22 protein-coding genes are annotated in these 25,364 nt (G+C 38.9%); 14 read left to right on the top strand and 8 right to left on the bottom strand.

All coding sequences use genetic code 11. The features are described from left to right. Positions 1 to 244, bottom strand: a 244-nt coding sequence (locus BM179_RS22185; protein ID WP_143095297.1) for a hypothetical protein, incomplete at its 3' end; no start/stop codon positions are given. 309 nt (positions 245 to 553) lie between these two features. After that, positions 554 to 1,267, bottom strand: coding sequence for a hypothetical protein (locus BM179_RS22180; protein ID WP_092019368.1), 714 nt, complete (start codon positions 1,265 to 1,267; stop codon positions 554 to 556). Between the two features lie 418 nt (positions 1,268 to 1,685). Between BM179_RS22180 and BM179_RS22175 the strand changes: the two genes are divergently transcribed. The 5 genes from BM179_RS22175 (at position 1,686) to BM179_RS22155 (ending at position 8,701) form a co-directional block, all read left to right on the top strand. Continuing rightward, complete coding sequence (locus BM179_RS22175; protein WP_092019367.1) at positions 1,686 to 1,964, top strand: co-chaperone GroES; 279 nt, start codon at positions 1,686 to 1,688, stop codon at positions 1,962 to 1,964. Positions 1,965 to 2,098: 134 nt separating this feature from the next. Then, positions 2,099 to 3,730: a chaperonin GroEL gene (gene groL / locus BM179_RS22170; protein ID WP_092019366.1), complete on the top strand. Its 1,632-nt coding sequence runs from the start codon at positions 2,099 to 2,101 to the stop codon at positions 3,728 to 3,730. Between the two features lie 179 nt (positions 3,731 to 3,909). Beyond that, positions 3,910 to 7,293, top strand: a complete 3,384-nt coding sequence (locus BM179_RS22165) for a DEAD/DEAH box helicase (protein WP_092019365.1) — start codon at positions 3,910 to 3,912, stop codon at positions 7,291 to 7,293. Positions 7,294 to 7,379: 86 nt separating this feature from the next. Then, on the top strand, positions 7,380 to 8,285 hold the full coding sequence (locus BM179_RS22160) for an alpha/beta fold hydrolase (protein WP_092019364.1): 906 nt from the start codon (positions 7,380 to 7,382) through the stop codon (positions 8,283 to 8,285). A gap of 77 nt (positions 8,286 to 8,362) precedes the next feature. Beyond that, positions 8,363 to 8,701, top strand: coding sequence for a YciI family protein (locus tag BM179_RS22155; protein ID WP_092019363.1), 339 nt, complete (start codon positions 8,363 to 8,365; stop codon positions 8,699 to 8,701). 49 nt (positions 8,702 to 8,750) lie between these two features. Here the strand turns inward: BM179_RS22155 and BM179_RS22150 are convergent, their stop codons facing one another. Then, on the bottom strand, positions 8,751 to 10,019 hold the full coding sequence (locus BM179_RS22150) for an alkaline phosphatase family protein (RefSeq protein WP_092019362.1): 1,269 nt from the start codon (positions 10,017 to 10,019) through the stop codon (positions 8,751 to 8,753). A 221-nt stretch (positions 10,020 to 10,240) separates the two neighbouring features. Here BM179_RS22150 and BM179_RS22145 point away from each other — a divergent pair, with 221 nt between their 5' ends. The 3 genes from BM179_RS22145 to BM179_RS22135 all read left to right on the top strand — a co-directional run bounded on the left by BM179_RS22145 (position 10,241) and on the right by BM179_RS22135 (position 12,792). After that, positions 10,241 to 11,263: an aldo/keto reductase gene (locus tag BM179_RS22145; RefSeq protein WP_092019361.1), complete on the top strand. Its 1,023-nt coding sequence runs from the start codon at positions 10,241 to 10,243 to the stop codon at positions 11,261 to 11,263. Positions 11,264 to 11,369: 106 nt separating this feature from the next. Next, the gene (locus tag BM179_RS22140; protein ID WP_092019360.1) at positions 11,370 to 11,651 is read left to right on the top strand and encodes a hypothetical protein; all 282 of its coding nucleotides are present in this window, start codon (positions 11,370 to 11,372) and stop codon (positions 11,649 to 11,651) included. A 58-nt stretch (positions 11,652 to 11,709) separates the two neighbouring features. Beyond that, complete coding sequence (locus BM179_RS22135) at positions 11,710 to 12,792, top strand: winged helix DNA-binding domain-containing protein (RefSeq protein WP_092019359.1); 1,083 nt, start codon at positions 11,710 to 11,712, stop codon at positions 12,790 to 12,792. A gap of 43 nt (positions 12,793 to 12,835) precedes the next feature. Here the strand turns inward: BM179_RS22135 and BM179_RS22130 are convergent, their stop codons facing one another. The 3 genes from BM179_RS22130 to tamL all read right to left on the bottom strand — a co-directional run bounded on the left by BM179_RS22130 (position 12,836) and on the right by tamL (position 17,327). Then, positions 12,836 to 13,432, bottom strand: coding sequence for a short chain dehydrogenase (locus BM179_RS22130; protein WP_092019358.1), 597 nt, complete (start codon positions 13,430 to 13,432; stop codon positions 12,836 to 12,838). A 206-nt stretch (positions 13,433 to 13,638) separates the two neighbouring features. Then, positions 13,639 to 14,802: a Na+/H+ antiporter NhaA gene (nhaA, locus tag BM179_RS22125; protein ID WP_092019357.1), complete on the bottom strand. Its 1,164-nt coding sequence runs from the start codon at positions 14,800 to 14,802 to the stop codon at positions 13,639 to 13,641. A gap of 62 nt (positions 14,803 to 14,864) precedes the next feature. Then, complete coding sequence (tamL, locus tag BM179_RS22120) at positions 14,865 to 17,327, bottom strand: translocation and assembly module lipoprotein TamL (RefSeq protein WP_092019356.1); 2,463 nt, start codon at positions 17,325 to 17,327, stop codon at positions 14,865 to 14,867. Positions 17,328 to 17,386: 59 nt separating this feature from the next. On the opposite strand from tamL, the gene BM179_RS22115 reads away from it, so the two are divergent. Further along, positions 17,387 to 18,139 (top strand): TrmH family RNA methyltransferase, encoded by a 753-nt coding sequence (locus tag BM179_RS22115; protein WP_092019355.1) that lies wholly within the window; start codon positions 17,387 to 17,389, stop codon positions 18,137 to 18,139. A 71-nt stretch (positions 18,140 to 18,210) separates the two neighbouring features. Here the strand turns inward: BM179_RS22115 and BM179_RS22110 are convergent, their stop codons facing one another. Continuing rightward, on the bottom strand, positions 18,211 to 18,984 hold the full coding sequence (locus BM179_RS22110) for a queuosine precursor transporter (RefSeq protein ID WP_092019354.1): 774 nt from the start codon (positions 18,982 to 18,984) through the stop codon (positions 18,211 to 18,213). A gap of 71 nt (positions 18,985 to 19,055) precedes the next feature. Further along, on the bottom strand, positions 19,056 to 20,282 hold the full coding sequence (locus BM179_RS22105; RefSeq protein ID WP_092019353.1) for a pyridoxal phosphate-dependent aminotransferase: 1,227 nt from the start codon (positions 20,280 to 20,282) through the stop codon (positions 19,056 to 19,058). Positions 20,283 to 20,627: 345 nt separating this feature from the next. Between BM179_RS22105 and BM179_RS22100 the strand changes: the two genes are divergently transcribed. The 5 genes from BM179_RS22100 to BM179_RS22080 all read left to right on the top strand — a co-directional run bounded on the left by BM179_RS22100 (position 20,628) and on the right by BM179_RS22080 (position 25,216). Beyond that, a complete protein-coding gene (locus BM179_RS22100; protein ID WP_092019352.1) occupies positions 20,628 to 21,590 on the top strand; it encodes a vWA domain-containing protein in 963 nt (320 codons plus the stop codon). 60 nt (positions 21,591 to 21,650) lie between these two features. Beyond that, complete coding sequence (locus BM179_RS22095) at positions 21,651 to 22,367, top strand: tetratricopeptide repeat protein (RefSeq protein ID WP_092019351.1); 717 nt, start codon at positions 21,651 to 21,653, stop codon at positions 22,365 to 22,367. Between the two features lie 51 nt (positions 22,368 to 22,418). Beyond that, positions 22,419 to 23,597 (top strand): acetyl-CoA C-acyltransferase, encoded by a 1,179-nt coding sequence (locus BM179_RS22090; RefSeq protein WP_092019350.1) that lies wholly within the window; start codon positions 22,419 to 22,421, stop codon positions 23,595 to 23,597. Positions 23,598 to 23,677: 80 nt separating this feature from the next. Continuing rightward, positions 23,678 to 24,616 (top strand): phosphoribosylaminoimidazolesuccinocarboxamide synthase, encoded by a 939-nt coding sequence (locus BM179_RS22085; RefSeq protein WP_092019349.1) that lies wholly within the window; start codon positions 23,678 to 23,680, stop codon positions 24,614 to 24,616. 177 nt (positions 24,617 to 24,793) lie between these two features. Continuing rightward, a complete protein-coding gene (locus BM179_RS22080; RefSeq protein WP_092019348.1) occupies positions 24,794 to 25,216 on the top strand; it encodes an STAS domain-containing protein in 423 nt (140 codons plus the stop codon). Positions 25,217 to 25,364: the final 148 nt, after the last annotated feature.

The raw sequence follows: 25,364 nt of genomic DNA, 5'->3' as shown, positions 1-25,364 counted from the left end.
AACCAGCCTGTTCAAACCTGAAACGTAAAAACACAGGAACAATCCCACTCTGATATTTTTCATCTTTGAGTACCAGAGTAACTTTCAGGAAATTATTGGAAGAGGTTAAGGCACTCCAGTTGAGGCTATACTGAGGCAACAAATAGGGGCTGCAACTGACAGGGAAATTGCTCTGGGCCAAAAGCACCCTTTCCCCGAAAGGAGAAATAACAAGAAGTAGAATCAAGCTATAAAACTTCAACATTATTAATTAAACTTTTAGTTTTGAATAAGTTTAACTGGTGTGTTGAAGGATAAAGTCAGAATACCAACTTATCAAAAGTGAATTTCTGTTTAAAAATTAAAATACCAAAATTTACAACTCATTTTATTGAGTTTTTCATGATAAAATGAGGAATTTTTTGATGTATGGTAAGAAAACACAGAGATACTGGTAATTGAAGAATAAAAGGGATTACTGCACAATCGTTTGTGCAGTAATCTTAGATGTTATTGGGAAGAATCCTGCCATAAGGCAGCTTCGAAGTGTTAATAGTGTCAGTTTTTTCCTTTATCAGGCAACCAGATATGGCACCACCTTTTTCTTGATAATCGGTAAAAGCGTTTCTTCTAAAGGCAATACATATTTTGACTCTACCACATAAGCAGCCGGATTTGGCAGGTGCTTGTATTTTCTGACAATATCGAGTTTTACGTTTTCTATCGTATTTGAAATACTTCTTCTGACACTTTCGAGGTAATAGGTTTTAACTGCCCGGTGCTTTTCATGATTATTTTCGAAAATAGTCAGGTTATACTGATAAATCTTTATTTCGTTAATACCTGATTCATTGAGGAAAAGATAGCCCTCATTCCGGTAAATAGGCAGAATACCTATCGGCGCAATGGTAATATTGCTTTCTACTTCATCAGAAATTTCTTTGCCTTCTTTCAGAATATATTCAAAACGGGGAAGAGCATATTCTGTAATAGCTTCAATTTCTGACAGATATTCATTATTGGGAAGCTCAGGCATCGAGTATTCTATGCTCATATTGTCAGTATTGAGACCGGAAATCCTTTTAGGGAAATTGGCATACAAAGCATTAATAGAATCCCTGAAAAACCTGGAGTTTTGATAATGTTGGTTGACATCTGATAAGTCAGGGTATAACTTCTTATGATTAAAATTACCTTTGACCCCTTGTAAATAGGCCAGTAAAATATATTTTTTGTATTCAAAGTCAATCATCCCTTGGGTAAGCCAATCTTTTTCGAGCGTTTTCATAGGCGTGATTAGTTATGAGTTAAGAAATATGTAAGTATTCCGGAGTGGTTTAAACGACGTATTTTATCTGTTTTTAACAAAAGGAGAACCACTTTTTTATTTCAGTCCGGCATCTATTCTTAAAGTTAGAATATTTAAGGAATATGCCAAATTTGGAAAAGACAAATTTCAAAACTGACATGTTTATTTATAAACGCTCATGAAATAGTTCAAATTGTCAGAGAAAACTGACAATTTTACCGTTTTTGGAGCGTTGGCACAGAATATGAGGAGTTAGGATTTGTCAATTAACGATGAAGGATTAGCAGAATGTCGTGATTTGAGAATTTCAGACATTCAGGATAGTCGTGTGAAATTGTTGATTGAAAGACTGACCTAAAAATTTAAATAAAAAAATAACAATCATTCACAAAAAATTATGTCAACAGTAAGTATCAAACCGTTGGCTGACAGAGTTCTGGTTGAACCTGCTGCCGCTGAAGAAAAAACCGCATTCGGAATTATCATTCCTGACACCGCAAAAGAAAAGCCACAAAAAGGAACAGTTGTAGCTGTTGGAGCCGGAAAAAAAGATGAGCCGATTACCGTTAAAGTTGGCGATACTGTTTTGTATGGCAAGTACTCAGGTACTGAAATCACGGTTGAGGGAAAAGATTATTTAATTATGCGTGAAAGCGATATTTTCGCGATTGTTTAATTATCCCGCGGTGTCTAACCGTACAATCTCAGAAAAAGATAATTACTGATTAATACAAAACTAAAATGTTCTGTTCGTCAAAGGTTATCATTATCTAAAAATCAAACATTAAATTTCAAAATCATTTATAAAAGATGGCAAAAGAATTGTTTTTTGACTCGGAAGCCCGTGAGAAAATGAAGAAGGGTGTAGATACTTTGGCAAATGCTGTTAAAGTAACTCTAGGTCCAAAAGGTCGTAACGTAATTATCGATAAAAAATTCGGATCACCTTCAATCACTAAAGATGGTGTATCAGTAGCGAAAGAAATTGAATTGGAAGATGCTGTTGAGAACATGGGTGCTCAATTAGTGAAAGAAGTAGCTTCTAAAACGGCTGATCAGGCTGGTGACGGTACTACTACTGCAACTGTTCTGGCTCAGGCTATCTATACAATCGGTTCTAAAAACGTTGCTGCCGGAGCAAATCCAATGGATTTGAAACGTGGTATCGATAAGGCTGTTACTGCTGTTGTTTCTTCATTGAAAACTCAGTCTAAAGCAATCGAAACTTCACAGCAGATTGCTCAGGTTGCTACAATCTCTGCAAACTCTGATTCTACAATCGGTTCTATGATTGCTGATGCAATGGAGAAAGTAGGCCGTGAAGGTGTAATCACTGTTGAAGAAGCACGTGGTACTGAAACAGAAGTGAAAACTGTAGAAGGTATGCAGTTTGACCGTGGTTATTTATCTCCGTATTTCGTAACTAATACTGAGAAAATGGAAGCGGATTTAGATCGTCCGTTCATCCTTATTTCTGAGAAGAAAGTTTCTTCAATGAAAGAATTATTACCGGTATTGGAAGGTGTTGCACAAACTGGCCGTCCTTTGTTGATCATCGCTGAAGATGTTGACGGAGAAGCATTGGCTACTTTGGTTGTAAACAAAATCCGTGGTGCATTGAAAGTTGCTGCTGTAAAAGCTCCTGGCTTCGGTGACCGTCGTAAAGCTATGTTGGAAGACATCGCTATCCTTACCGGAGGTACTGTAATTTCAGAAGAACGCGGATTCAAATTAGAAAACGCTTCTATCGAATATTTAGGACAGGCTGAGAAAATTCTTATCGACAAAGACAATACTACAATTGTAAATGGTGTTGGTTCGAAAGAAGATATCACTGGCCGTGTAAATCAGATCAAAGCACAGATCGAGAATACTACTTCTGATTATGACCGTGAGAAATTGCAGGAACGTTTGGCTAAATTGTCAGGTGGTGTTGCTATTCTTTATATCGGTGCTGCTACTGAAGTAGAAATGAAAGAGAAGAAAGACCGTGTTGATGATGCTCTTCACGCTACACGTGCTGCTGTTGAAGAAGGTATCGTAGCAGGTGGTGGAGTTGCTTTGATCCGTGCAATTGGTGCTTTGGATGGTTTAGTTGGAGACAATGATGATCAGACTACAGGTATCAACATTATCCGTCAGGCTATCGAATCTCCTTTGAGAACAATCGTAGCTAACGCTGGTGGTGAAGGTTCAGTAGTAATCAACGCTGTTAAAGCAGGAGAAGGTGACTTCGGTTACAATGCCCGTGAAGATAAATACGAAAACATGTTAGCTGCGGGTATTATTGACCCTACTAAAGTTACACGTCTGGCTTTGGAAAACGCTGCTTCTATCGCAGGTTTACTATTGACTACTGAATGTGTAATTGCCGACAAACCTGCTGCTGAAGCTCCGGCAATGGGTCATGGACATGGCGGTGGAATGGGCGGAATGATGTAATATCCGGCTATTCAGCTATAAAATTGAAAACTCCCTCAGGACATTCGTCAGGAGGGAGTTTTTATTTTTATACGCTACCACACAAAAGAATTGATAATTCCCTGCGTTACTTTTATTAAATCTGCACATGATTTGAAAATAAAGCAGAAATTTGCAGGAAACATTAAAATGACAAGACCTTGAAGCCGCAAAAACAAACTGACACGGTTAATACCAGCTTATCTCATCCTGCAGATTATGTTTTTGCCAACACGAACATTTCAGCAATTAATAATTTTGTCATTTTTCAACATAGTTCAGAACAGATCTCTACCGATCAAAGAGGTTATTTCGATCTTTTACCACAAGTAATTGACCTTGATTTTGCCATATTTTCAAATCTGTCAGGAATGACTGCGCCTAAGGAGGTAGAGATCAGACAGACTGATGACAAATTGATTCTCACTTGCCCTTGTAAAGCCCTTAAAAATAAACTTTGCGAACACCAGACTCAGGTTTTGTTTAATGTAATCCAGCGAAATGAAATCAGGGTTTTCTTTGATGAGAGGCTGCGGTACGAAAAAATCAGAAAAGCTGCGATTGATTATGGACTGGAAAATGAAAAGAATTTAGACAGTTTCTTTCAACTCGAATATGCCAATAAGTCCGTAGAAATTAAGCCGAGACTTAAAGAGCTTTTACCGGTCAATCCTCAAATGAATAACTACCTGGAAGAAAATCTGCTTCCTCAGTCAGTAACCCGTTTTCCCCGGAAAGAAAATATTAAAACGGTATTAGTCTTTGCAAAGCACAGGTATTACGATCACCTTAACATTGAATTGTACCAGGCACCGGAAACCCGTGATGGTAAATTGAAGAACCCTTTGAAGGAAGTAAGTCCTTTTGATTTTATCTGGAAAACAGACCAAAGTGAAGAAATTAAGTTTTATACATCTGTTTCGAAATTTCAGAACAATTATAATACGGATAAATCGGAATCAGACATTGAGGGATTAAAAGCATTGGTAAGAAACCCACTGGATTTAGATGTTTATTTCCACGATACAAACATTTCGGTAAATATTACTTCCACTTCAATCGTACCGGTTCAGTTAAAATTTCTGCTGATAGATATCCGTCTGCTGGTGAATCTGAAAAATAACTTTTATGAAGTAAGCGGAGAACTGATTGTTAATGATAAATCGTATGAACTGAAACACCTTCAGATCAGGTATCATTATTTTATCTTCATCAACCAGATATTGTACCTGATTGATAATCCTGATGTACTGCGGATCATTGAGTTTTTCAAGAAAAACAATCATAAAATTCTGATTCATGAATCCAGATTTGAAGAATTCAGAGAAACAATCCTTTCAAGGTTAGAAGATAAAATCCGGATTACATATGCATACCTGAAACCTGCCACGCCCGAACAGCTGGAGGAAACAGGTTTTGATAATTCTACCGAAAGAATAATCTATTTGAAGAATCTGGAGCATTATGTTGAGATCACTCCGGTGATGAGATATGGAAATGTGGAGGTTCCTGTTTTTTCTAAAAAACAGATTTATGCAAATGATGCTAATGGCAATGTTTTTACTGTAGAAAGGGATAATGAAGCGGAAGTGAAGTTTACAACCACGTTGATGAGACAGCACCCTGATTTTGCAGAACAGCTTAACAATGACTGCTTTTATCTGCCCAGGGAAAGGTTTCTGGATGAAAACTGGTTTCTTGAAGCTTTTGAAGAATGGCAGAGCCAGGAAATAACCGTTCTTGGATTTAATGAATTGAAAAACAACAGATTCAATCAGAATAAAGCCAGGATCTCAATTGAAGTTACCAGTGGGATCAATTGGTTTGATACAGCGGTGAATGTGAAGTTCGGTCAACAAAATGCTTCTTTGAAACACCTGCATAAATCGATTCGCAACAAGAGTAAATTTGTTCAGCTGGATGATGGAACTTTAGGTATTTTGCCCGAAGAGTGGATAGAAAAATTTGCCCGCTATTTTCAGTCAGGGGAAGTGGTGGAAGAAAAAATCCGAACCCCGAAAATTAACTTTTCATCTATTTCAGAAATGTATGAAGAGGAAGTGCTGGCCACTGAAACCAGGAATGAACTGGCTGTTTTGCAGTCAAAAATTTCAGATTTTTCGGCTATCAGCCATGTTACAGTTCCTGAAGACCTGAAAACGACTTTACGTGAGTACCAGCATCAGGGTTTAAACTGGCTGAATTTTCTGGACAATTTCGAATTCGGGGCCTGTTTAGCTGACGATATGGGTTTGGGTAAAACGGTTCAGATTATAGCTTTTATCCTTTCGCAAAGAGCAAAAGTTGAACGTAATACCAATCTGATAGTTGTACCAACTTCCTTAATTTTCAACTGGCAAGATGAAGTGGCAAAATTTGCCCCATCAATCAGACTACTTACCATATATGGGTCGAACAGGATGAGAAATTGCAAGGATTTTGACGAGTATGAAATTGTTCTTACTTCCTATGGTACTTTACAGTCAGACATTCGTTTCCTGAAAGAATATCAGTTCAATTATGTGATTCTGGATGAATCGCAGGCGATTAAAAACCCTGAATCACAGCGCTATAAGACAGTCAGGTTATTGCAGTCCCGTAATAAAATCGTGATGACGGGCACACCGGTTGAGAATAATACTTTCGATCTCTACGGGCAGCTTTCATTTGCCTGTCCGGGGCTTTTGGGCAGTAAACAATACTTTAAGGATCTTTATTCGATGCCTATTGATAAATTTAAGGATAGCAGAAGAGCGGCAGAATTGCAGAAAAAAGTAAATCCTTTTATTTTAAGAAGGACCAAAGAACAGGTTGCTACGGAGCTTCCCGACAAAACTGAGATGATAATCTATTGTGAGATGGGAGAGAAGCAAAGGAAAATATATGATTCCTATGAAAGAGAGTTCCGGGAATTTATCTCCCTGCAATCGGAAGAGGATGTTTCTAAAAACAGCATGTATGTTTTGCAGGGATTAACAAAACTTAGACAAATCTGTGATTCTCCGGCATTGTTGCAGGAAGGAATACGGTTGAGTGACTCTTCCTCTAAAATTGATACATTGCTGGAAGAGATTGAAAATAAATCGCCTCGTCATAAAATCCTGGTATTCTCTCAGTTTGTGACCATGCTCGATTTGATCAGAGAGAAATTACAGGAAAGAAATATTCCTTTTGAATACCTGACCGGACAAACCAAAGACAGGGCAAAAAAGGTAGATAACTTTCAGACAAAAGATGAAATCAGGGTATTCCTGATTAGTCTGAAAGCAGGAGGGACAGGTCTGAACCTGACGGAAGCTGACTATGTTTACCTGGTTGATCCCTGGTGGAATCCGGCAGTGGAAAATCAGGCAATCGACAGAAGTTACCGGATCGGGCAAAATAAGAAAGTAGTGGCAGTAAGGTTAATTTGCCCGAATACCGTAGAATCCAAAATGATGACTTTGCAGGAATCAAAGAAGGTATTGGCTAATGATTTAATTAAAACAGATACCTCAATTTTCAAATCACTTTCGAAAACGGATTTGATGGGCTTGTTTGGATAATGGCAGACTGCCTGATAATAGTCGGATTTGATAATATTTCCTATAATTTTACCTATTGCAAACAGAAATAAAAGCCCCGTTAAGTTATGAAAAAATTAATGACTGCTGCTTTCCTGCTAATCGTACAGCTATGTGCTTTTGCACAACAGGAAGGATATGTTGACAATGGAGATTTTAAGACATTTTACAGAACATATGGTAAAGGGGATCCTTTACTGATTATCAATGGAGGACCCGGAATGAATAGTGACGGATTTGTAGAAATTGCCAGAAAATTGTCTGCAAACAACCGAACAATTATTTATGACCAAAGAGGTACGGGAAGATCCGTAATGAAGGAGCTAAACAGTTCGAATATGACGGTGGATCTGATGGTTGATGATCTGGAAAGATTAAGGAAATCTCTCAGGATTGATAAATGGACAATCTTAGGCCATTCTTTCGGGGGAATGCTGGCCTCATATTATGCTACAAAATTTCCCGAACATATCAGTGCTCTGATTCTGTCTTCTTCAGGCGGGATTGACCTGGATTTGCTTGCCGGTGGCGGTGGTTTTATTGCGGAAAAACTCAGCAGGCAGGAACAAGATTCTCTGGCATATTGGTCGGCAAAAATTGAGGAAGGAGATACCAGTTATCATGCCAGGCTGAGAAGAGGACTGGCATTGGCCCCTGCCTATGTCTACGATAAAAAGAACATACCGGTTATCGCTGAAAGGCTTACGCAGAGTAATTCACGAATTACGGGACTTGTATGGCAAAATCTGCAAAATATTAAGTTTAATTGCGAAAAAGGATTGCTTTCTTTTAATAAACCTGTCCTGATTATTCAGGGAAAACAAGATATTGTTTCAGAAAAGCTGGCAGAAAAGGCACATAAAGTTCTTAAAAACTCTAAAGTTGTTCTGATGGATAAATGTGTTCATTATGGCTGGCTGGACAATCCTGAGGTGTATTTCTCTTCGGTCAATAAATTTCTAAGCTCCATTTAGTCAGATACTTATCTGCTGATGAAACTAAATAAACCTGCAAATAACTAAATCATTTTGTGCCTGAAACTTCATTGACCATGAAAAACTTTTTAGTAATCTTCCGGGAACCGGATGGAAGAACAATTACACATTCGGAAGAAGAGAATTCAAGGCATCAGCTTAACTGGAAAAATTGGTTTGAAAAGTATGGAAAGGAAGGCAAAATTGCCGGGGGAAGCGGTTTAACATTAAATGGAAAAATTATCAGAGGTGTTCATTCTGAGATAGCAGATGAAATTCATACAGTTGGAACGGAGATTGTCGGAGGTTTTTTGCTGCTGAAAGCGGAAGATTTGGAAGAGGCGGCAGAAATAGCAAAAACCTGTCCGATTTACGAATTTGACGGTTATGCAGAAGTAAGAGAAATGTCAGACTAAAAATGGAGGATAATTGCTTAGCCTCCATTTTTTTAATAAAATCGATAAGTTATTTCAGGATTTCCTGCAAAACTTCCGGTTTCCCATCGATACTGGCCGGGTCATAGCTAAGTCCCAGTATTTTTGCAATCAAGGGATAAACATGAATGTTTTCAAATGTCCCGATCGTATAGTTTTGTTTGAATGCTGGCCCCCAGCTATAAAAAGTAGCGTGCATATCTTTGATTTCAGGATCGAAACCATGTTTTCCGGGCGTAGTTGGTTTTCCGGATAAACTGAATATTCTGGGTAAATGCGGCACCAGAATCATATCACCGATCCTATCGAATTTATCATCTTTTTTGCCATAATGCCAGCGGTCAGGCACTTCAGTACTAAGGTAAACATCAAAATCCTTCGCTTCATTTTTCAGGGCTTTATAAGTAGGAAGGATATCTTCCGGGTTTTTGGCATAAAGATGTAATAAAGCATCTCCTCTCGGAATAATAAATCTGGCTGTGTCAACCGCAGCCGGAAGCCGCATGGTATGTTCGTAATCTACGGCGGTCATCCCATGATCTGCGACAAAAACATAGTTTACCGGAAGATGAAGTTCGTTTAAGGCCGTAACCAGCTTCCCGATACTGTTGTCAACAAATTGTACCGCTTTTGCAGTTTCCTGAGAATCAGGGCCATGCATATGTGCCTCATGGTCTACTTCCGGGAAATAAAAAGTAATAAAATGCGGTCTTTTTTCTTCCGGCAATTGCAACCAGTCTTTTACTGTCTGGATGCGGGTATCAATGTCAATTTTATCATTGTAGTTGTAATAATAGCTCGGATAAGTTCCCTGAATAGCACTTTCAGAAGCAACCCAATAAAAGCTTGCACTCAGCATTTGCTGCTTTTCAGCTAAAACCCATAGAGGAGTCCCGCCATACCATGAGCCGTCAGAGACCGCTTTTTTATTGCTCATTCCGTAGCCTTCCTTTCTGTTTTTATCGTAGAAAGCATTATCAACCAAACCATGATGAGCAGGGGATAAGCCTGTAACCAGGGTATAATGATTGGGAAAAGTAAGTGAAGGAAAGGATGGTTTCATGGAAGACGCCGTTACACCCTGACTTCTCAGCTGGATAAGATTGGCAGCCTGATATTTATCTGCAAAATCATGCCTGAAACCATCAGCCGAGATTAATATAACATAAGGCTTTTGTTGCTGTTCCTTTGAATTTGAGCGGTTTTCAACGATTTTCTGAGAGATATCCTGTGATTTTGCCGGAGGGATAATCAAAATCAGTGTGATAAACAGACAGATGTATTTAAACGGAATTTGCATTGGAATGGACGGTAAATGTTAGTTTTCAGGATAAATTGATGAATAATATTCCGGATAAAATTACAGGAAATAAAAGAAAAGAGAGAATAAGAAAAGCCATTGAATGAATTAATAATCATAAATTAATATTTTGGAGAAACCCTTTTTCATCCTTTGCTTGTTATCCTCAAAGGGGATCTCTCTTCCTGTTATAAATTCTGCTAAACTAAAATATTAAAAACATGAAATACAATCTGCTGGGAAACACCGGAGTACTTGTTTCTGAATTATGTTTCGGAACAATGACTTTTGGTGGTAAAGGTTATTGGAGTAATATCGGCGATCTGGCTCAGGAACACGCCACGGAGTTGATTAAGGTATCTGTTGACAATGGGATCAATTTTATTGACACGGCCAATATTTATTCTTTTGGAGAGTCGGAAACCTTATTGGGAAATGCCATTAAATCTCTGGGATTAAACCGGGATGAATTAATTATCGCTTCCAAAGTTCGGGGAAGGATGGATCCTGAGAGTAAAAATAATGTAGGATTAAGCCGTTTGCACATTCATCGTTCTGTTAATGAGAGTCTGACACGTTTGAATTTGTCGCATCTTGATGTATTGTATATTCATGGTTTTGACCCGCTTACACCTATTGAAGAAACCATGCGCGGATTAAATGAAGTGGTACAGGCCGGGAAAGTCCGTTATTTAGGCGTTTGTAATGTTCCGGCATGGGTTGTGATGAAAGCAAACGGAATTGCAGAAAAGAATGGATGGGTGAAATTTGATGCCATGCAATATTATTATTCAGTAGCAGGGAGAGATGTGGAACGTGAAGTATTGCCTTTTGCTGCCGGAGAAAAATTAGGATTCATGCCCTGGAGTCCGCTGGCTGGCGGTTTCCTGTCGGGTAAATATTCGAGAGATATAGAAAAGGCCGGAAACAGCCGCAGAGATAATTTCGATTTTCCTCCGATCAACAAGGAGAAAGCCTATGACATTATTGATGTTATGCAGGAAATTGCTGCGGCAAATGATGTTTCAGTAGCAAGAATCGCCTTGTCGTGGGTTATTCAGAATCCTTTGGTTACCAGTACCATTATCGGGGCAAAAACGCCGGAACAGTTGCTTGATAATATCGCGGCAACTGAGTTTAAATTATCCGGGGCGGATCTTGCTAAAATAGATGAGGTAAGCGCTTTACCAAGAGAATATCCGGGATGGATGGTTGAACGGCAAAGTGCAGACAGAGCGCTTTAATTTGATTTCGGGATTCAATCGTCGGGAAGTTTTTGTGAAAGAGCAGTATTGAATCCCGTTTTTGAATGTAATTTGCAGCCGTATTTAAAATAATTGTTTTAGTAAAATGAAAGAAGGACCAATAACCGATCAATTCTTCAATACGTTCGGGGTTGCATTTAATGTAGACTTGAAGAAAAATACCTTTGATCTGCATATTTTCCTGAAAGAAGACGGACAGACTTTTCAGTTTTCTACCGATAAAATCTCAAAGTTGAATGAGGGAATTGAGTTATCCGTTCTGGAAGATCTGGGTCTTGAGGAAAAATCCGGAAAACATCAGTACACTATTCAGATAAGAGAATCAAAAGAAAACTTCACAGCACTTTTGCTGGCAATTGAAGAATAATATTTTCCGGAAATTATCTTGGATTTTATTACCCCAGCCTTTCTAAATTCTAAATCTGATGACCTCTTCAGAAATCAGAAACCTGCGATTAATTAATCAGCAAATAATCCGGCATCATTTCAATAATCTTCCTGACCTGGTTGAGTGGATGGGAGCGGTTCAGGCTCAGGATTATGCTGCTTCAAGATGGGCTGTAGGAATGAGGTTGGCCAATACCGATGAGCAGGAGGTAGAAAAGGCTGTAAATCAGCGGAAAATTGTCAGAACCTGGCTCTTACGTGGTACCCTGCATTTAGTTTCAGCTTCTGATGCGGGCTGGATGAACCAGCTTATTGGTCCGAGACTTTTGGCTAAACATCATAATGCTTTTCTTAAATCGGGCTTTTCAGAAGCCGTTTTCCATAAAATCACACAGATATTCATCGAAATTCTCAGTGGAGGAAAACAGCTCAGCAGAAAAGAATTATTTGATGCACTCGAGCATCAGGGAATTTCTGCAAAAGGAGAAAAAGGTTCGGATATATTATATTTTGCCGGATTCAGTGGTTTGCTTTGCATGGGTAATTTCAGCGGAAAGCAAATGACATACGCCCTTCTCGACGAATGGATTTCTGTAAAAACAACAATGACAACCGAGGAGGCTTTGACTGCGCTGGCACTCCGGTATTTTCAGAGTCATGGACCGGCTACTTTGCAGGATTTTGTCTGGTGGTCGGGGCTTTCAGTTACTGAAGCAAAAATTGGTTTGGAAAATGCCGGAAAGTCCCTTCGGTTTGTGAATATTGACGGACAGCGTTATTGGTTTACAGAAAGTGTTTCTTTAGAAAAGATAAAAGACCAGTCTGTTTTCCTGCTTCCACCTTATGACGAATATTTTTTAGGATATAAAGACCGATCAATGATTCTTGATCCGGCTTACCGGAAAGCAGTAGAGCCGGGAAACGGATTTAGCCCGACGTTTATTCTGAATGAGAAAGTGGCTGGAACATGGCGGAGAGAGATAGGGAAAAATAAGGTTAAGATTGAAGTATTTCCGTTTGAAATCCTCGGTAAAAAAGCAGAAAAAGCCCTTGAGAAAGCGGTAGAACAATATGCTTCATTCCTGAAATTACCCTGCGAATTTGAAATTTTCCACAAATAATAAGGTAGTCATTGACTTTAGGACAGTGACTACCTTTATGATTTTAATATACTTTGAAAACCTGTCCGGTCCTTGCACCTAACACGCTTTGCACATAGGCAGCTTTCACACGTTCCATTGAGACCGGAATATAACCCGGAAAAGAGGGGAAATAAGCCGGAGAATCTTCTACTACCGAAGGGCAAACGGCATTAATCCTGACACCGTTATGCAGTTCGATCGCTGCGGCTGCTACGAAGGCGTTAATTCCCGCATTAACAGTGCTTAAATTCAATCCGTTTAAAATGGGTTCATCACAAATAATCCCGGAAGTAAGGGTAAATGAACCACCTTCACTGATATAATGCTGGCCTATAAGTACCAGATTGACTTGTCCTAATAATTTACTGTCGATTCCTACTCTGAAATCTTTGTCGGTCATTTTGGCAATCGGCCCGAAATGACCGTTTCCAGTAGTGCTTATGAGTGCATCAAATGTGCCAATATGCCTGAAAAAATCATGAATAGAATTGGTTGAAGAAATATCAACATGGAAGTCCCCGCTTTTGGAACCCGCTTTGATAACTTCGTGGTCTTTTTCGAAAGCTTCGACAACTTTTTTACCTAATGTGCCCGAAGCACCAATTACAATTATTTTCATGGCTTTGAGATTTAGTTTTTCGTAAAAGTATCTTTAAGTCAGGCATTTGTCAAGAGATTATTGTATAGTCTGTCCGAGAAAATCTTTCTGAACATTGAAGTATTTATGAATTGACAGGAGAAATTCATTGAAAGAATCTTCGTCAGAAGTTATGCTGTGTCTGAAAAAGGTAAAAATCTATAGAAAACCCTCAGAAGGTAAAATTTTCAGTCTTCTATAATTTCTTCCGGTTCAATTACGGGCTTAATCATTTTCAAAATAATAAAACCGATTATTCCTGCCACTAAAGAAGCAAGCAGAATAGCTATTTTTGAGCCTACAATTAATTCTTCTTTTTCCGGAAAAGCTAAAAGGGTAATAAAAATTGACATGGTAAACCCAATTCCTGCCAGAAATCCTGCACCCAGAATGTGAATTCTTTTCGTGTTTTCGGGTAAAGCTGACCAGCCTGCAATAATGGCAATCGAGGTAAAAAGAAAAATTCCGATTGGTTTTCCTAAAACAAGTCCTAAAATAATCCCTAGGCTATTGGTACTGAAAATCTGTTCTGTCCAGCCGCTTGAAAAGATAATTCCGGTATTGGCAAGGGCAAAGACCGGCAGAATTAAAAATGCTACAGGTTTATGCAAAAGATGCTGTAAATGATAAGAAGGAGAGTGTTTATCGCCATTCCCGAAAGGAATAGCAAAGGCCAGTAAAACCCCGGTTATTGTGGCATGGATTCCTGAATGAAGCACGCAATACCACATGATGGCACCAAGAATCAGGTAAATCCGGATTTTATAAACTTTGAGGCGATTCAGCACAATCATAAATCCAAAAATGCCCAAAGCTGCCAGGAAATAATAAAAATCAAATCCTTTTGAGTAGAATAAGGCGATTACGACGATTGCGCCAAGGTCGTCAATGATGGCAAGGGCAGTCAGGAAAATCTTAAGAGAAACCGGAATCCTGTTGCCCAATAAAGACAAAATTCCTAAAGAAAATGCAATATCTGTCGCAGTAGGAATTCCGACACCGGAAGCTGTAGCAGTGCCGTTGTTGAAGAACCAGTGAATAAGAGCCGGAAACATCATCCCACCCAAAGCAGCCAGAACAGGCAAAACAGCATTTTTAGGATTTGATAATTCTCCGATGTAGATTTCTCTTTCAATTTCAAGTCCTACCAATAAGAAGAAAATGGTCATCAGCGCATCATTGATCCAGAACTCCAGTGGTTCGCCGGCAAGTGGCAAATGCCAGAGATGGATATATTTTTCACCCAAAGGGGAGTTGGCTATAACCAGCGAAAAAACAGTGCAGACCATCAGAACTAAACCTGAGGCCTTTTCGCTTTCGAAAAATTCTTTAAAAAGTCTTGAAATTCTCATGTGTAGTTCTGTTGATGATGATTGATGAAATTTGAGAAAACAGCCGGATTTTAGCAGAAAGCCTAGAACGGATAACCAATGGCAATATTCAGTTCTCCTGAATAGGCCGTATTCTTGAAAGCCTTGTCAAGTACATATCGTTGCCCTTCCGGTTGTGAAGGTTCAAGGACCTTAATAGCGGCGTCAAAACGAATGATAAAGAAATTAAAATCATATCTGACCCCAAAACCTGTTCCGACGGCAATTTCTTTATAAAAACGGTTGAAATTGAAATCGCTTCCCTGTCTGTCTGTCGTACTTTGGTTGCTGAATGTCCAGACATTCCCGGCATCTACGAAAAAGGCACCGTTCAGATCTCCGTAAAGTCTCAGTATTTTAAATCTTAACTCGGCACTGGTTTCAAGCAAAATACTTCCAGGTTGCTCAAATTTATAATCGACATTTCCTGCATAAGAACCTGTTCCCAGTCTTCTTGGTTTCCAGGCTCTCACACTGTTCGGACCACCAATAAAGAAGTTCTTTTCATATGGCAGTTCGCGCTCGCCAGCCTGTCCGTAGGCATAAGCCACGCCCGTATTAATGCGATAGGCCAGTACCGCTTTATTAGAAACACCTAATGGAATATATTTCCTGAAATCTGCACTGACTTTGAAAAACTTATAAAACTGAAGCGTATCTGTTCTCAGCAGGGTTTTCAGAAAATGGAAACCATTATTGCCGAAAAGGTTGAGGGTCGTTCCTCCGGATTCTACAAAAATCTTGAAGTATTTGCCTTTCGGAGTTTGTCCGTAAGGATTATCTGTATAAGTATATGATCCACTGATACTTGAAACAAAAGATTGCTGGAAACTTCGGTAAAGGTTATTTCCGATCAGCTTCAATTGTTCAAGATATTGTCTGAAATCTCTTGAAAGCTGATTGTCGGGATAAATGGTATTAATCAGGTTGATATCAAAAACAGAGACCTGAAAGAATTTATTCGGACCAGGCCTCCATGAATAATTGGTATTAATCTTGAAATTCGCCCGGTTATATTCTGGTCTTCCTGTATAGTCAAAACCAATCCCTAACTGCGTTCTCGGGTTAAAATTCTCGAATTGTCTTGCCCATTTCCGGGGAATCAGCATTTCCGGAAAAATCAGAGACATATTGACCCCGGTTTCAAGATTCTGACTAACTCTCTCGGTCTGTAAAAAGCCAGCCTGCGCTTCATAACCAAGTCTGAAGTTTGTTTCAAGAGATTCCAGACCACCCAGAATATTCCTGATTCTCAGGGAAACATTCCCAAATGGCCCCGGTACAAATTTAAAAATACTTCCTCCTGCTTCTGCCGTAAACTGATATTTATCAAGCGGAACGGTGTAAATAGTAGTTCTCAGAGAACCTCTTGTGGTATCAAAGTTGATATTGGCAAATTTAAACTGATCCAGTCCGTACAGCTTCTTTTGGGTATTTACAACATTTTGAAGGCTATATAACTGATCAGGGCGAAGATCAATTCTGTAGTCGAGGCGTTTGGTAGAATAGCGTTTATTGATAAAAAGGTATTCGATATTATTGTATCTGACAGTATCAACCACAGGTGCAGAAATTGTGGGAGAGGTTCCGTCAACAACAAACTGAATCTTACTTAAACTATATTGTTTTTTGTAATTAGGATTGCGGGGAGAACGATCAGGATGAGGGATATAGGTAATTACTCCTAATTTCCCGGTAGTGTCACGTGTATCATCAATTCTCAGACTGATATTATCTTTGGTAAGCTGGTAATAACCGTTGTTTTTCAGCAGAGCTTCGATCCGGTTTTTTTCAGCGTTATAATTTTCAAGGTCAAAACGTTCTCCTTTGGCCAGTTTACTGTCTGAAATATTAGTTTTCAGAAGATTCTTCATGGTACTGTCCTGAACAGAAAGAGAATCATTCTTTTCAATTACCGAAGGACTTCCTTCTGTAATATTATAAGTAACAGAAACACGGTTAAGAAAAACGGTATCGGTTTTGAAAGAAACTTTTGCTTTAAAGAAACCTTTGTTGAACAGATATTTTCTCATTTTTTCGGTGTTATCCTGTGCTTCTTTTTCATTAAAGTAAACAGGTGCTTCACCAAGTGTACGCATCACCCAAGTCCCTTCATTAATGCGTTTGGTAAGTTTCTGGCTCTTTTTTTCCTTCTTTCGTTCAATTTTCTTAAAAACTTCGGAATTATTATCCATTCCCAGAGTCTTTTGGTTGAAATCCTCGTTTAACTTTGCAAGTTGCTGCTGCCAGACAGGTTTCTTTTTCAGATATCTGCCGTAATCAGCCTGATACCAGAAAAGGCTGAAGCTGAGCGGCGTCATGAAAATACGCTTGTTAGGCTTTTGAGGAAGAAGGGCAGCTAATTTTTCACTTTCTATGGTTTTGTTGCCTTTTACAGACTGCGAGTAAAGTAGCGGATCTGTTCGCTTTTTGAGAGAAGAGGGCACACAACCTGAAAGAATGGTGGCAATAATGAAAAAAAGTATGTAATATTTTTTAATTTTCAATGAGATTGAGCAATAGTTATGGATTCCGGAATCCGTTTTTAAAATGATAATTTAAAGCAATGCTGTCCAAAAACCAGATAAAATATATCAATTCCCTGCAATTGAAAAAAACACGTCAGGAAAATCAGGCATTTATCGTAGAAGGTGCAAAAAGTGTGCTCGAACTGTTAAATTCCGATTTTGAAGTTCAAAACCTTTACGTCTCTGAGGACTTTTACAAAGAAAATAATCTATTGTGGGATAAGCAACCCTTTGCCCCAGAAATAGTAAACCAAAATGATTTGGAGAAAGTAGGTTCTTTTAGCTCGAATAATGCCGCAGTCGCTGTGGTGAAAACGAAAGAAAACAGGGAGTTATTGGCGGAGGAGGGAGAATTTGTTCTGATTCTGGATGATATCCGTGATCCCGGAAACCTGGGTACGATCATCAGAATTGCCGATTGGTATGGCATTTCAAAAATCGTTTGTACCAATTCCACGGTTGATATGTATAATCCTAAAGTGATTTCCGCTACAATGGGTTCATTTTCGAGGGTTTCAATGTTCTATACGGATCTGACTGATTTTTTGGGAAAGTTAAAGGATATCAATATTTACGGAGCATTTTTAGGAGGCGAGAATATACACCGGATTAGCTTTCCGGCATCAGGATATATTATCATGGGAAATGAATCCAACGGCATTTCGGAGGAAGTTGGCAGATTTGTAACACATCGCATTACCATTCCTCGTTTCGGTGTAGCAGAATCATTAAATGCAGGCATAGCAACGGCAGTGATTTGTGATAATTTAAGAAGAAACACCGCCAGATAGACCGTTCTGTACTGAAAAGGCTGTAAGACTCAGGGGAAAAACACCCGGTATCTTACAGCCTTTTTTATTTCCTAAATAGCTTCTTCAACCATTTGCCCTGCAAGATCCTCTCCCAGATAGCGGTCGATAACGTAATGCGCCAGATATAAAAGTGGCGTCAGAACAATTGCCACAGTGAATTTATAAATGTAATTGTTCAGCGAAACCGAAAACCATTGTGCTACTGTCCAGTTTCCGAAAACATAAAAGGCAATTCCGATTACCACAAAACTATCAATCAATTGAGAAATAAGCGTTGAACCTGTAGCTCTCAGCCAGATTTTCTTGGCTCCGGTTACTTTTTTAAGGCTATGGAAAATGTAAGTATCAATCAGCTGACTCAAAATAAAAGCAGAAAGTGAACCGGTTATAATTCCTAAACCCTGACGGAATATTTTGGCAAAAGCGATATTGATATTAAAATTGTCGGAACCTTTGTTGATATCCAGCCAGAATTGTGCCGGAGGAAGTGCCGTTGCCAGGTAAATGATAAAGAAGCAATAGGCAATAAATCCTGCGGTAATAAATGAAATTCTTTTCACCCCCTTCTGACCAAAATATTCATTGATAATGTCAGAAGTGATGAATACAAAAGGCCAGTTCAATGCTCCGGCAGTTTGGTTGAAGTCCCAGGTATCACCCCAGAAAGTGGGAATATGAGCCGGAGGAACTCCGATAAGCGCTTCAAGAGAAAAGATTTTTACGCCGATGATCTCAGCAACAATTGCATTTGAAAGGAATATACCAAATAGAATGATAAAAAGACGTTGCTTTTTCGAGTTAAGTGAGAATGCGTCAAAGGTCATTATCAGATGAGTTCAGCTTTTAAAATTCGTAGCACAAGAAAATACTTGTGCTACGAATTTAAACTTTCTGACTAAACTTTTACACGTGTTTTACGAGAATTTTCAAAATGCATTGAAATTTTATCCATAGCCAGATTCAATTGTTCCAGATGAGGCAGAAAAACCACTCTGAAGTGGTCGGGTGACTTATAATTAAAGCCCTGACCAGCTACAACCAGGATTCTTTGATCTTCCAGTAAACTCAAAACAAAATCTCCGTCATTTTTAAAATTGAACTCTTTCAGATCAATTTTCGGAAACAGATACATGGCACCTTTTGGTTTTACGCAACTGACACCCGGAATAGCAACCAGTTTGTCATAAGAAAGCTGCATTTGTTTGTATAAACGGCCGGTCGGCACAACCAGGTCATTGATAGACTGATAGCCTCCCAAAGCAGTCTGGATACCATACTGGGTAATTACGTTCGCACACAAACGCATACTGGCCATAAAACTAAGTCCTTCAATATATGATTTAGCTTTGTGTTTTGCCCCTGTTAAAATCATCCATCCTCCTCTGAAACCAGCTGCACGATAATTTTTAGACATCCCGCCCATGGTAACGATCAGTGTTTCTTCTGACATGCCGGCGGTAGTATGATGAACTGCTCCGTCGAAGAGAATCTTGTCATAGATTTCATCTGCAAAAACAATGAGTTTATATTTCTCAGCCAGGCGGACAATTTTCTCTACAATTTCCTTTTCATAGACCGCTCCGGTCGGATTATTAGGATTGATTAAGACAATTCCACGGGTTTTTTTAGTGATTTTTGCTTCAATATCTTCCAGATCAGGATTCCAGTCTGATGCTTCGTCACAAATATAATGTACAGGTGTTCCTCCTGCCAGACCTACAGAGGTAGTCCAGAGAGGATAATCCGGTGAAGGAATCAGAATTTCATCTCCATTGTTCAGTAACGCAGTCATTGTCAAAGCAATCAATTCAGATACTCCATTTCCGATAAAGACATCTTCAATCTGAGTATTTCTGACTCCACGACTCTGATAATACTGCATAACCGCTTTTCTGGCCGCAAACAATCCTCTTGAGTCAGCATAACCCTGGGCGTTTCTGATATTCATAATAATGTCATGAATAATCTCATCTGGTGTTTCGAAACCAAATGCCGCGGGATTGCCGATATTCAAGGAAGTGATTTTGTAGCCCTGGCTTTGCAGCTGCAAAGCTTTTTCATAAACGGGGCCACGAATGTCGTACCGAAGAGCGTCGAGGCGATTACTTTTTAGAATTTCCATTTATTAAAAAATTTGTCGAGCCGCAAAATTAAGGAATTGATAGGTAAGGATTTAAAATAGTTTTCAAAAACAGCAATTTTCTCTCTGTTATTTCGAATACAGACTTTACGATTTTAGCGAAGAAAACAGGACTGATTTGGTTTTAGCAGGAAAATTATTTAAAATTCAAGGCAAGGAAATTTGATAAGTCTGAAAAAAAATTAACAAATATTAATTGAGAATTTTTGAGAAATCAAGGTAAAAACACATCTTGCAGCTGTAACCGAAAGGCTTTACTGACCATTTATCCTTGAAATTGCTATTTTGAAATTTGGTAATTTTAGCTGAATTAAGCAATTTTAGTTCATGAACTGGAATCAGAATCTTGGGAAAAGCGAATATTGGTTCATTGCTTTGTTCGTTTTATTATATGTTCTTTATTTGGGAAGAGTTTTCTGGATTGCCCGCAGGCTGAAGACTACAGCCCGGTCGAGCATCCTTAAACTGATCCTGAGAGGAATCTATTTTACCTTGTTGATAATGGCTTTACTTGACCCCTCTTTCGGGGATGTAAAAGGTACTATCAAGGCTGAAGGAAAGGATATTTTTCTGCTGGTCGATGTGTCAAGGTCTATGGATGCAACTGATATTCAGCCAAGCAGACTGGAAAAAGCTAAGTTTGAAATAAACAGGCTGATCCAGTATTTTCATGGAGACAGAATCGGTCTGATTGTTTTTTCGGAAGGGGCGTTTATGTTATCACCCCTGACTTTTGATAAAGATGCTATTAATTTGTTCATTCCTCAAATCAACACAAAGATGCTGCCGGAAGGGGGGACTGACTTTACCGCTTCTCTGGAACTTACCCTGGAGAAGATGACAAGGAGACTAAAAGAAGGTAATAAATCCAAAGTACTTGTACTCATCAGTGACGGTGAGAACTTTGGCGGAAACAATAGCCCGGTAATGGCTGAATTCAGAAAGAAAGGAATCAATGTTTTTACCGTAGGTATCGGAACAACGAATGGAAGTGCGATCAGAAACGGGAGTACTTATCTGAAAGATTCTGAGGGAAATACCGTTATTACAAGACTTGAAAGTGAGAGTTTGAAGAAAATTGCCTCTGACGGAAGGGGGGAATATTTTGAAATAAACAGCACCCAGGATAATTTTACGGAGTTAATTGCCAGAATTGAACAGATCTCCAATAACCTTATTGACCAGAAGGAGGTTTTAGTTACTGCAAATAAATACTTCTATTTTCTTATTTTTGCATTATTTTTGATGTGCATTGATGTTTTTTTTGCTGTAAGAACCTTTCAATTATAGTATTTTGCGTTAAAAAGAGATTGGGACAAGCTGAAATTCCGGAAATTATAACAAAACAAGATGAATTTTTTTGTGTTTTATATATTGTTGTGGATTTTAGATAATGCTTCATTTGAAAAGGTTACTGCCAGAAACCAGGCTAAAGTACAGGCCGCAGAAGCTTACAGGAAGCATGAGTATCAATTAGCCTGTAAATATTACAATACAATCTCTCAAAACTCGTTTTTTACCTCACCTGAAGTACTTTTAAATACTGCACATGCCTTATATGAAGCTAAAGATACACTAAACGCTTTTAAAAAATATACGCAATTATCTAACCTCCCCGATACTAAAATTGCCTCAACCACTTTTCTGCAACTTGGAATGATAGCCTGCCAGAAAGGAGATAGTGCCAATGCTTTAGCAATGTTTAAAAAGGCACTTATCGTTAAACCTGAGAATGATTTAGCCAGATTTAATTATGAATTATTAAAAAAGAAATATAATCAGAACGATAACCAGACTAATTCTGCACCAGATAAATCTGAAAATAATAGAGAACAGCATAAAAAGAGTCCGGAAAAGCCTGAGCAGGAACAATCTGAACATAGAAATAAGCAGGAAGTTCTGAAAAATGACGTTCAACGGGATATGCTTAAGACCTTAAAAGACTATAATCTGACACCTGAAAAAGCCAGAATGATTTTGGATGCGATGAAAAACAGTGAAGTACAATACATCCAGCAACGTCAGAAAACAGTAAATAAAGGCACGGATATTAAACAAAAGTGGTAAACTGGAAATTATAATTGCCGAATAAATAAAATTATTGACCAACTTAAAATAATGCAAGAAGTATATGTAGTATCTGCCGTCCGCACGCCCATTGGGAGTTTTGGAGGTGTTTTATCAAGTTTGACTGCTACTCAATTAGGTAGTATTGCGATTCGTGGGGCTGTTGAGAAGGCAGGGATAAACCCATCAGATGTGCAGGAAGTGTTGATGGGAAATGTAGTTTCCGCTAATGTCGGTCAGGCACCAGCCAGACAGGCAGCTTTAGGAGCAGGTTTGGCGGCTGAAGCCCGCTGTACAACCATCAATAAGGTCTGCGCCTCAGGAGCGAAAGCAATCATTTACGCAGCCCAGAGTATCATGTTAGGACTTTCTGATATCGTGGTAGCCGGAGGAATGGAAAGTATGTCAAATGCTCCTTTTTATGTTCCAAATGCACGGTTCGGATATAAATACGGTTCTTCAGCCTTGATAGACGGTTTAGAAAAAGATGGACTTTTAGATGCCTACGATCAGTGTGCCATGGGCTTTTTCTCTGATAATACCGCCCGTAAATTCGGTATCAGCCGCCAGGCGCAGGATGATTTTGCCATTGATTCTTACAAGCGTGCTGCTGCTGCAACGGCAAACGGGCATTTTGCCAAAGAAATTGTACCGGTAGAAGTTAAGAATAAAAAGGGTGAGGTTACGGTAATTTCGGAGGACGAGGAGTACAAAAACGTTAAATTTGAAAAAATACCCTTGCTGAAAGCTGCTTTCGATAAAAAAGGAACAGCAACTGCTGCCAATTCTTCAACAATTAATGACGGAGCATCAGCCCTGGTATTAATGTCTAAAAGAAAAGCAGATAAGCTGGGAATCAGACCAATCGCTAAAATTGTTGGTTTTGCTGATGCTGAGCAGGAACCTGCCTGGTTTACCACAGCCCCAACCATTGCTGTACCAAAAGCTCTTCAGATGGCTGGACTCTCAAAATTTCAGATTGATGCTTTTGAGATCAATGAAGCTTTTGCTGTTGTGCCATTGGTTTTTGAAAAAACATTGGAAATTTCACACGCAAAGATGAATATTTTCGGAGGAGCCGTATCTTTGGGGCATCCTTTGGGAGCTTCCGGTGCGAGAATCGTAACTACCCTGATTAATGTCCTGGATCATAAGGACGGAAAATATGGTGTAGCCGGGGTTTGTAACGGAGGAGGAGGCGCTTCCGCCATCGTAATTGAAAAAATGTAAACTTAGTTATACAGATAATGGATATTCGGGATGAAACTATTTGTTTTTCATCCTGAATATCCATTATTTTCAACACAAAAATGAACGCTTTAAAAGAAACCAATTTTAGCTTTCCTGACCAGGTCGGATTTTATAAAGGAAAAGTGCGTGATGTATATTCTTTTGAGAATCTGCTGGTTATGGTTGCCTCTGACCGAATTTCAGCATTTGACGTAGTTTTACCAAGAGCGATTCCTTATAAAGGGCAAGTACTTAATCAGATTGCAGAGCATTTTCTGAAAGCCACGAAAGACATTGTACCGAACTGGTTGGTAGCAACACCCGATCCCAATGTAAGTGTAGGGTTAAAGTGTGAAACTTATCCGGTAGAAATGGTGGTAAGAGGTTACCTCGCAGGCCACGCCGCAAGAACTTATAAGTCAGGACTTCGCACGTTGTGTGGTGTAACCTTGCCTGAGGGCCTGAAAGAAAATGATAAACTTCCGCAGCCGATTATCACACCAACTACCAAAGCGCATGAAGGGCATGATGAGGATATTTCAAGAGAGGAAATTTTAGCAAAAGGTCTGGTTTCTGAAGAAGAGTACATTCAGTTGGAAAAATACACCCTGGCACTTTTCGAAAGAGGTACTCAAATGGCTGCTGAACAAGGACTTATTCTGGTAGACACCAAATATGAGTTCGGCAAAATTGATGGGAAAATTTATCTTATCGATGAAATCCACACACCTGATTCTTCAAGATATTTTTATGCAGAGGGTTATGCAGACCGCCAGGCTGCCAACGAAACACAAAAGCAGCTTTCCAAGGAATTTGTGAGAGAATGGCTAATTGCCAATAACTTTCAGGGAAAAGAAGGCCAGACAGTTCCGGTGATGAGTGATGAGTGGGTAAGCCAGATTTCTGAGCGGTATATAGAACTTTTTGAAAAAGTTACCGGGAAAAAATTCGGAAAAAATTCGGCTGAAAATATTCTTGAAAGAGTAGAAAAGAATGTTTTATCTTTTTTGCAAAAATAGACTATTGGATTTTTGACCTAATATTTATTAATTTGAAATCCGGATAACTACACCGTTAATTTTGAATTTCAGGATTTAAGAAAAATCATCGGTTCCTGATGAAAACTCTTAATGATTAAACCAGATAATTGAACCCTAAAGATTTAGCGCATTTTTAGAAGTGCCAGAATTAACACAATGAATTTTAAGTTAGAACAGAACGAGCAATATGCTGTCATTGAACTGAATGAATCAGCTCTTACCGTAGATAATGCCGGTGAATTTGAGGATGTGGTGAGAGGTTTGTTTAGAAAAGGTTACGGAAACATGATTGTTGAGTTTAATGCAATAGAGGAGCTGGATGGCCATGGGGTGGCTGCAATCAGAAAAGCCAATAAAATATGTCTTAATGAAGTAGGGCTATTTGTGGTAGTGACTAAAAACGAAGAAATAATTGATCGCCTCGACAATGCAAAAATTGAAGACCTGACTATTATGCCAACGGTTCAGGAAGCAATTGATGCTATTTTCCTCAATGAACTTGAAAATGATTTTCAGGAAGAAGAAGATGAGTTTGGCTTCGGCGGAGAAGGAGAAGGTGCCAGCGAGGACGATTATTAAAAAATACCAGCTCTTATTAATAAAATGGTCAGCCTAACCGCTGACTATTTTTGTGAAATAAGATGAACAAAACTACTTTTGCCAAACTAAAAGTATTAATTGATAGTTTTATTCATGTACTTTCGTGAATAGATTTTCAGAAACAAAA

The sequence above is a fragment of the Pseudarcicella hirudinis genome (assembly GCF_900115665.1).
Lineage (GTDB): Bacteria > Bacteroidota > Bacteroidia > Cytophagales > Spirosomataceae > Pseudarcicella > Pseudarcicella hirudinis.
Note: the sequence above shows the minus strand (reverse complement) of the source record. Positions and strands in the feature narration are given on the sequence as shown.

Coding starts and splice junctions, on each gene's coding strand:
- BM179_RS22180 (WP_092019368.1), bottom strand. CDS start 1,267: ATGAAAACGCTCGAAAAAGATTGGCTTACCCAAGGGATGATTGACTTT.
- BM179_RS22175 (WP_092019367.1), top strand. CDS start 1,686: ATGTCAACAGTAAGTATCAAACCGTTGGCTGACAGAGTTCTGGTTGAA.
- groL (WP_092019366.1), top strand. CDS start 2,099: ATGGCAAAAGAATTGTTTTTTGACTCGGAAGCCCGTGAGAAAATGAAG.
- BM179_RS22160 (WP_092019364.1), top strand. CDS start 7,380: ATGAAAAAATTAATGACTGCTGCTTTCCTGCTAATCGTACAGCTATGT.
- BM179_RS22155 (WP_092019363.1), top strand. CDS start 8,363: ATGAAAAACTTTTTAGTAATCTTCCGGGAACCGGATGGAAGAACAATT.
- BM179_RS22150 (WP_092019362.1), bottom strand. CDS start 10,019: ATGCAAATTCCGTTTAAATACATCTGTCTGTTTATCACACTGATTTTG.
- BM179_RS22145 (WP_092019361.1), top strand. CDS start 10,241: ATGAAATACAATCTGCTGGGAAACACCGGAGTACTTGTTTCTGAATTA.
- BM179_RS22140 (WP_092019360.1), top strand. CDS start 11,370: ATGAAAGAAGGACCAATAACCGATCAATTCTTCAATACGTTCGGGGTT.
- BM179_RS22135 (WP_092019359.1), top strand. CDS start 11,710: ATGACCTCTTCAGAAATCAGAAACCTGCGATTAATTAATCAGCAAATA.
- BM179_RS22130 (WP_092019358.1), bottom strand. CDS start 13,432: ATGAAAATAATTGTAATTGGTGCTTCGGGCACATTAGGTAAAAAAGTT.
- nhaA (WP_092019357.1), bottom strand. CDS start 14,802: ATGAGAATTTCAAGACTTTTTAAAGAATTTTTCGAAAGCGAAAAGGCC.
- BM179_RS22115 (WP_092019355.1), top strand. CDS start 17,387: ATGCTGTCCAAAAACCAGATAAAATATATCAATTCCCTGCAATTGAAA.
- BM179_RS22110 (WP_092019354.1), bottom strand. CDS start 18,984: ATGACCTTTGACGCATTCTCACTTAACTCGAAAAAGCAACGTCTTTTT.
- BM179_RS22105 (WP_092019353.1), bottom strand. CDS start 20,282: ATGGAAATTCTAAAAAGTAATCGCCTCGACGCTCTTCGGTACGACATT.
- BM179_RS22100 (WP_092019352.1), top strand. CDS start 20,628: ATGAACTGGAATCAGAATCTTGGGAAAAGCGAATATTGGTTCATTGCT.
- BM179_RS22095 (WP_092019351.1), top strand. CDS start 21,651: ATGAATTTTTTTGTGTTTTATATATTGTTGTGGATTTTAGATAATGCT.
- BM179_RS22090 (WP_092019350.1), top strand. CDS start 22,419: ATGCAAGAAGTATATGTAGTATCTGCCGTCCGCACGCCCATTGGGAGT.
- BM179_RS22085 (WP_092019349.1), top strand. CDS start 23,678: ATGAACGCTTTAAAAGAAACCAATTTTAGCTTTCCTGACCAGGTCGGA.
- BM179_RS22080 (WP_092019348.1), top strand. CDS start 24,794: ATGAATTTTAAGTTAGAACAGAACGAGCAATATGCTGTCATTGAACTG.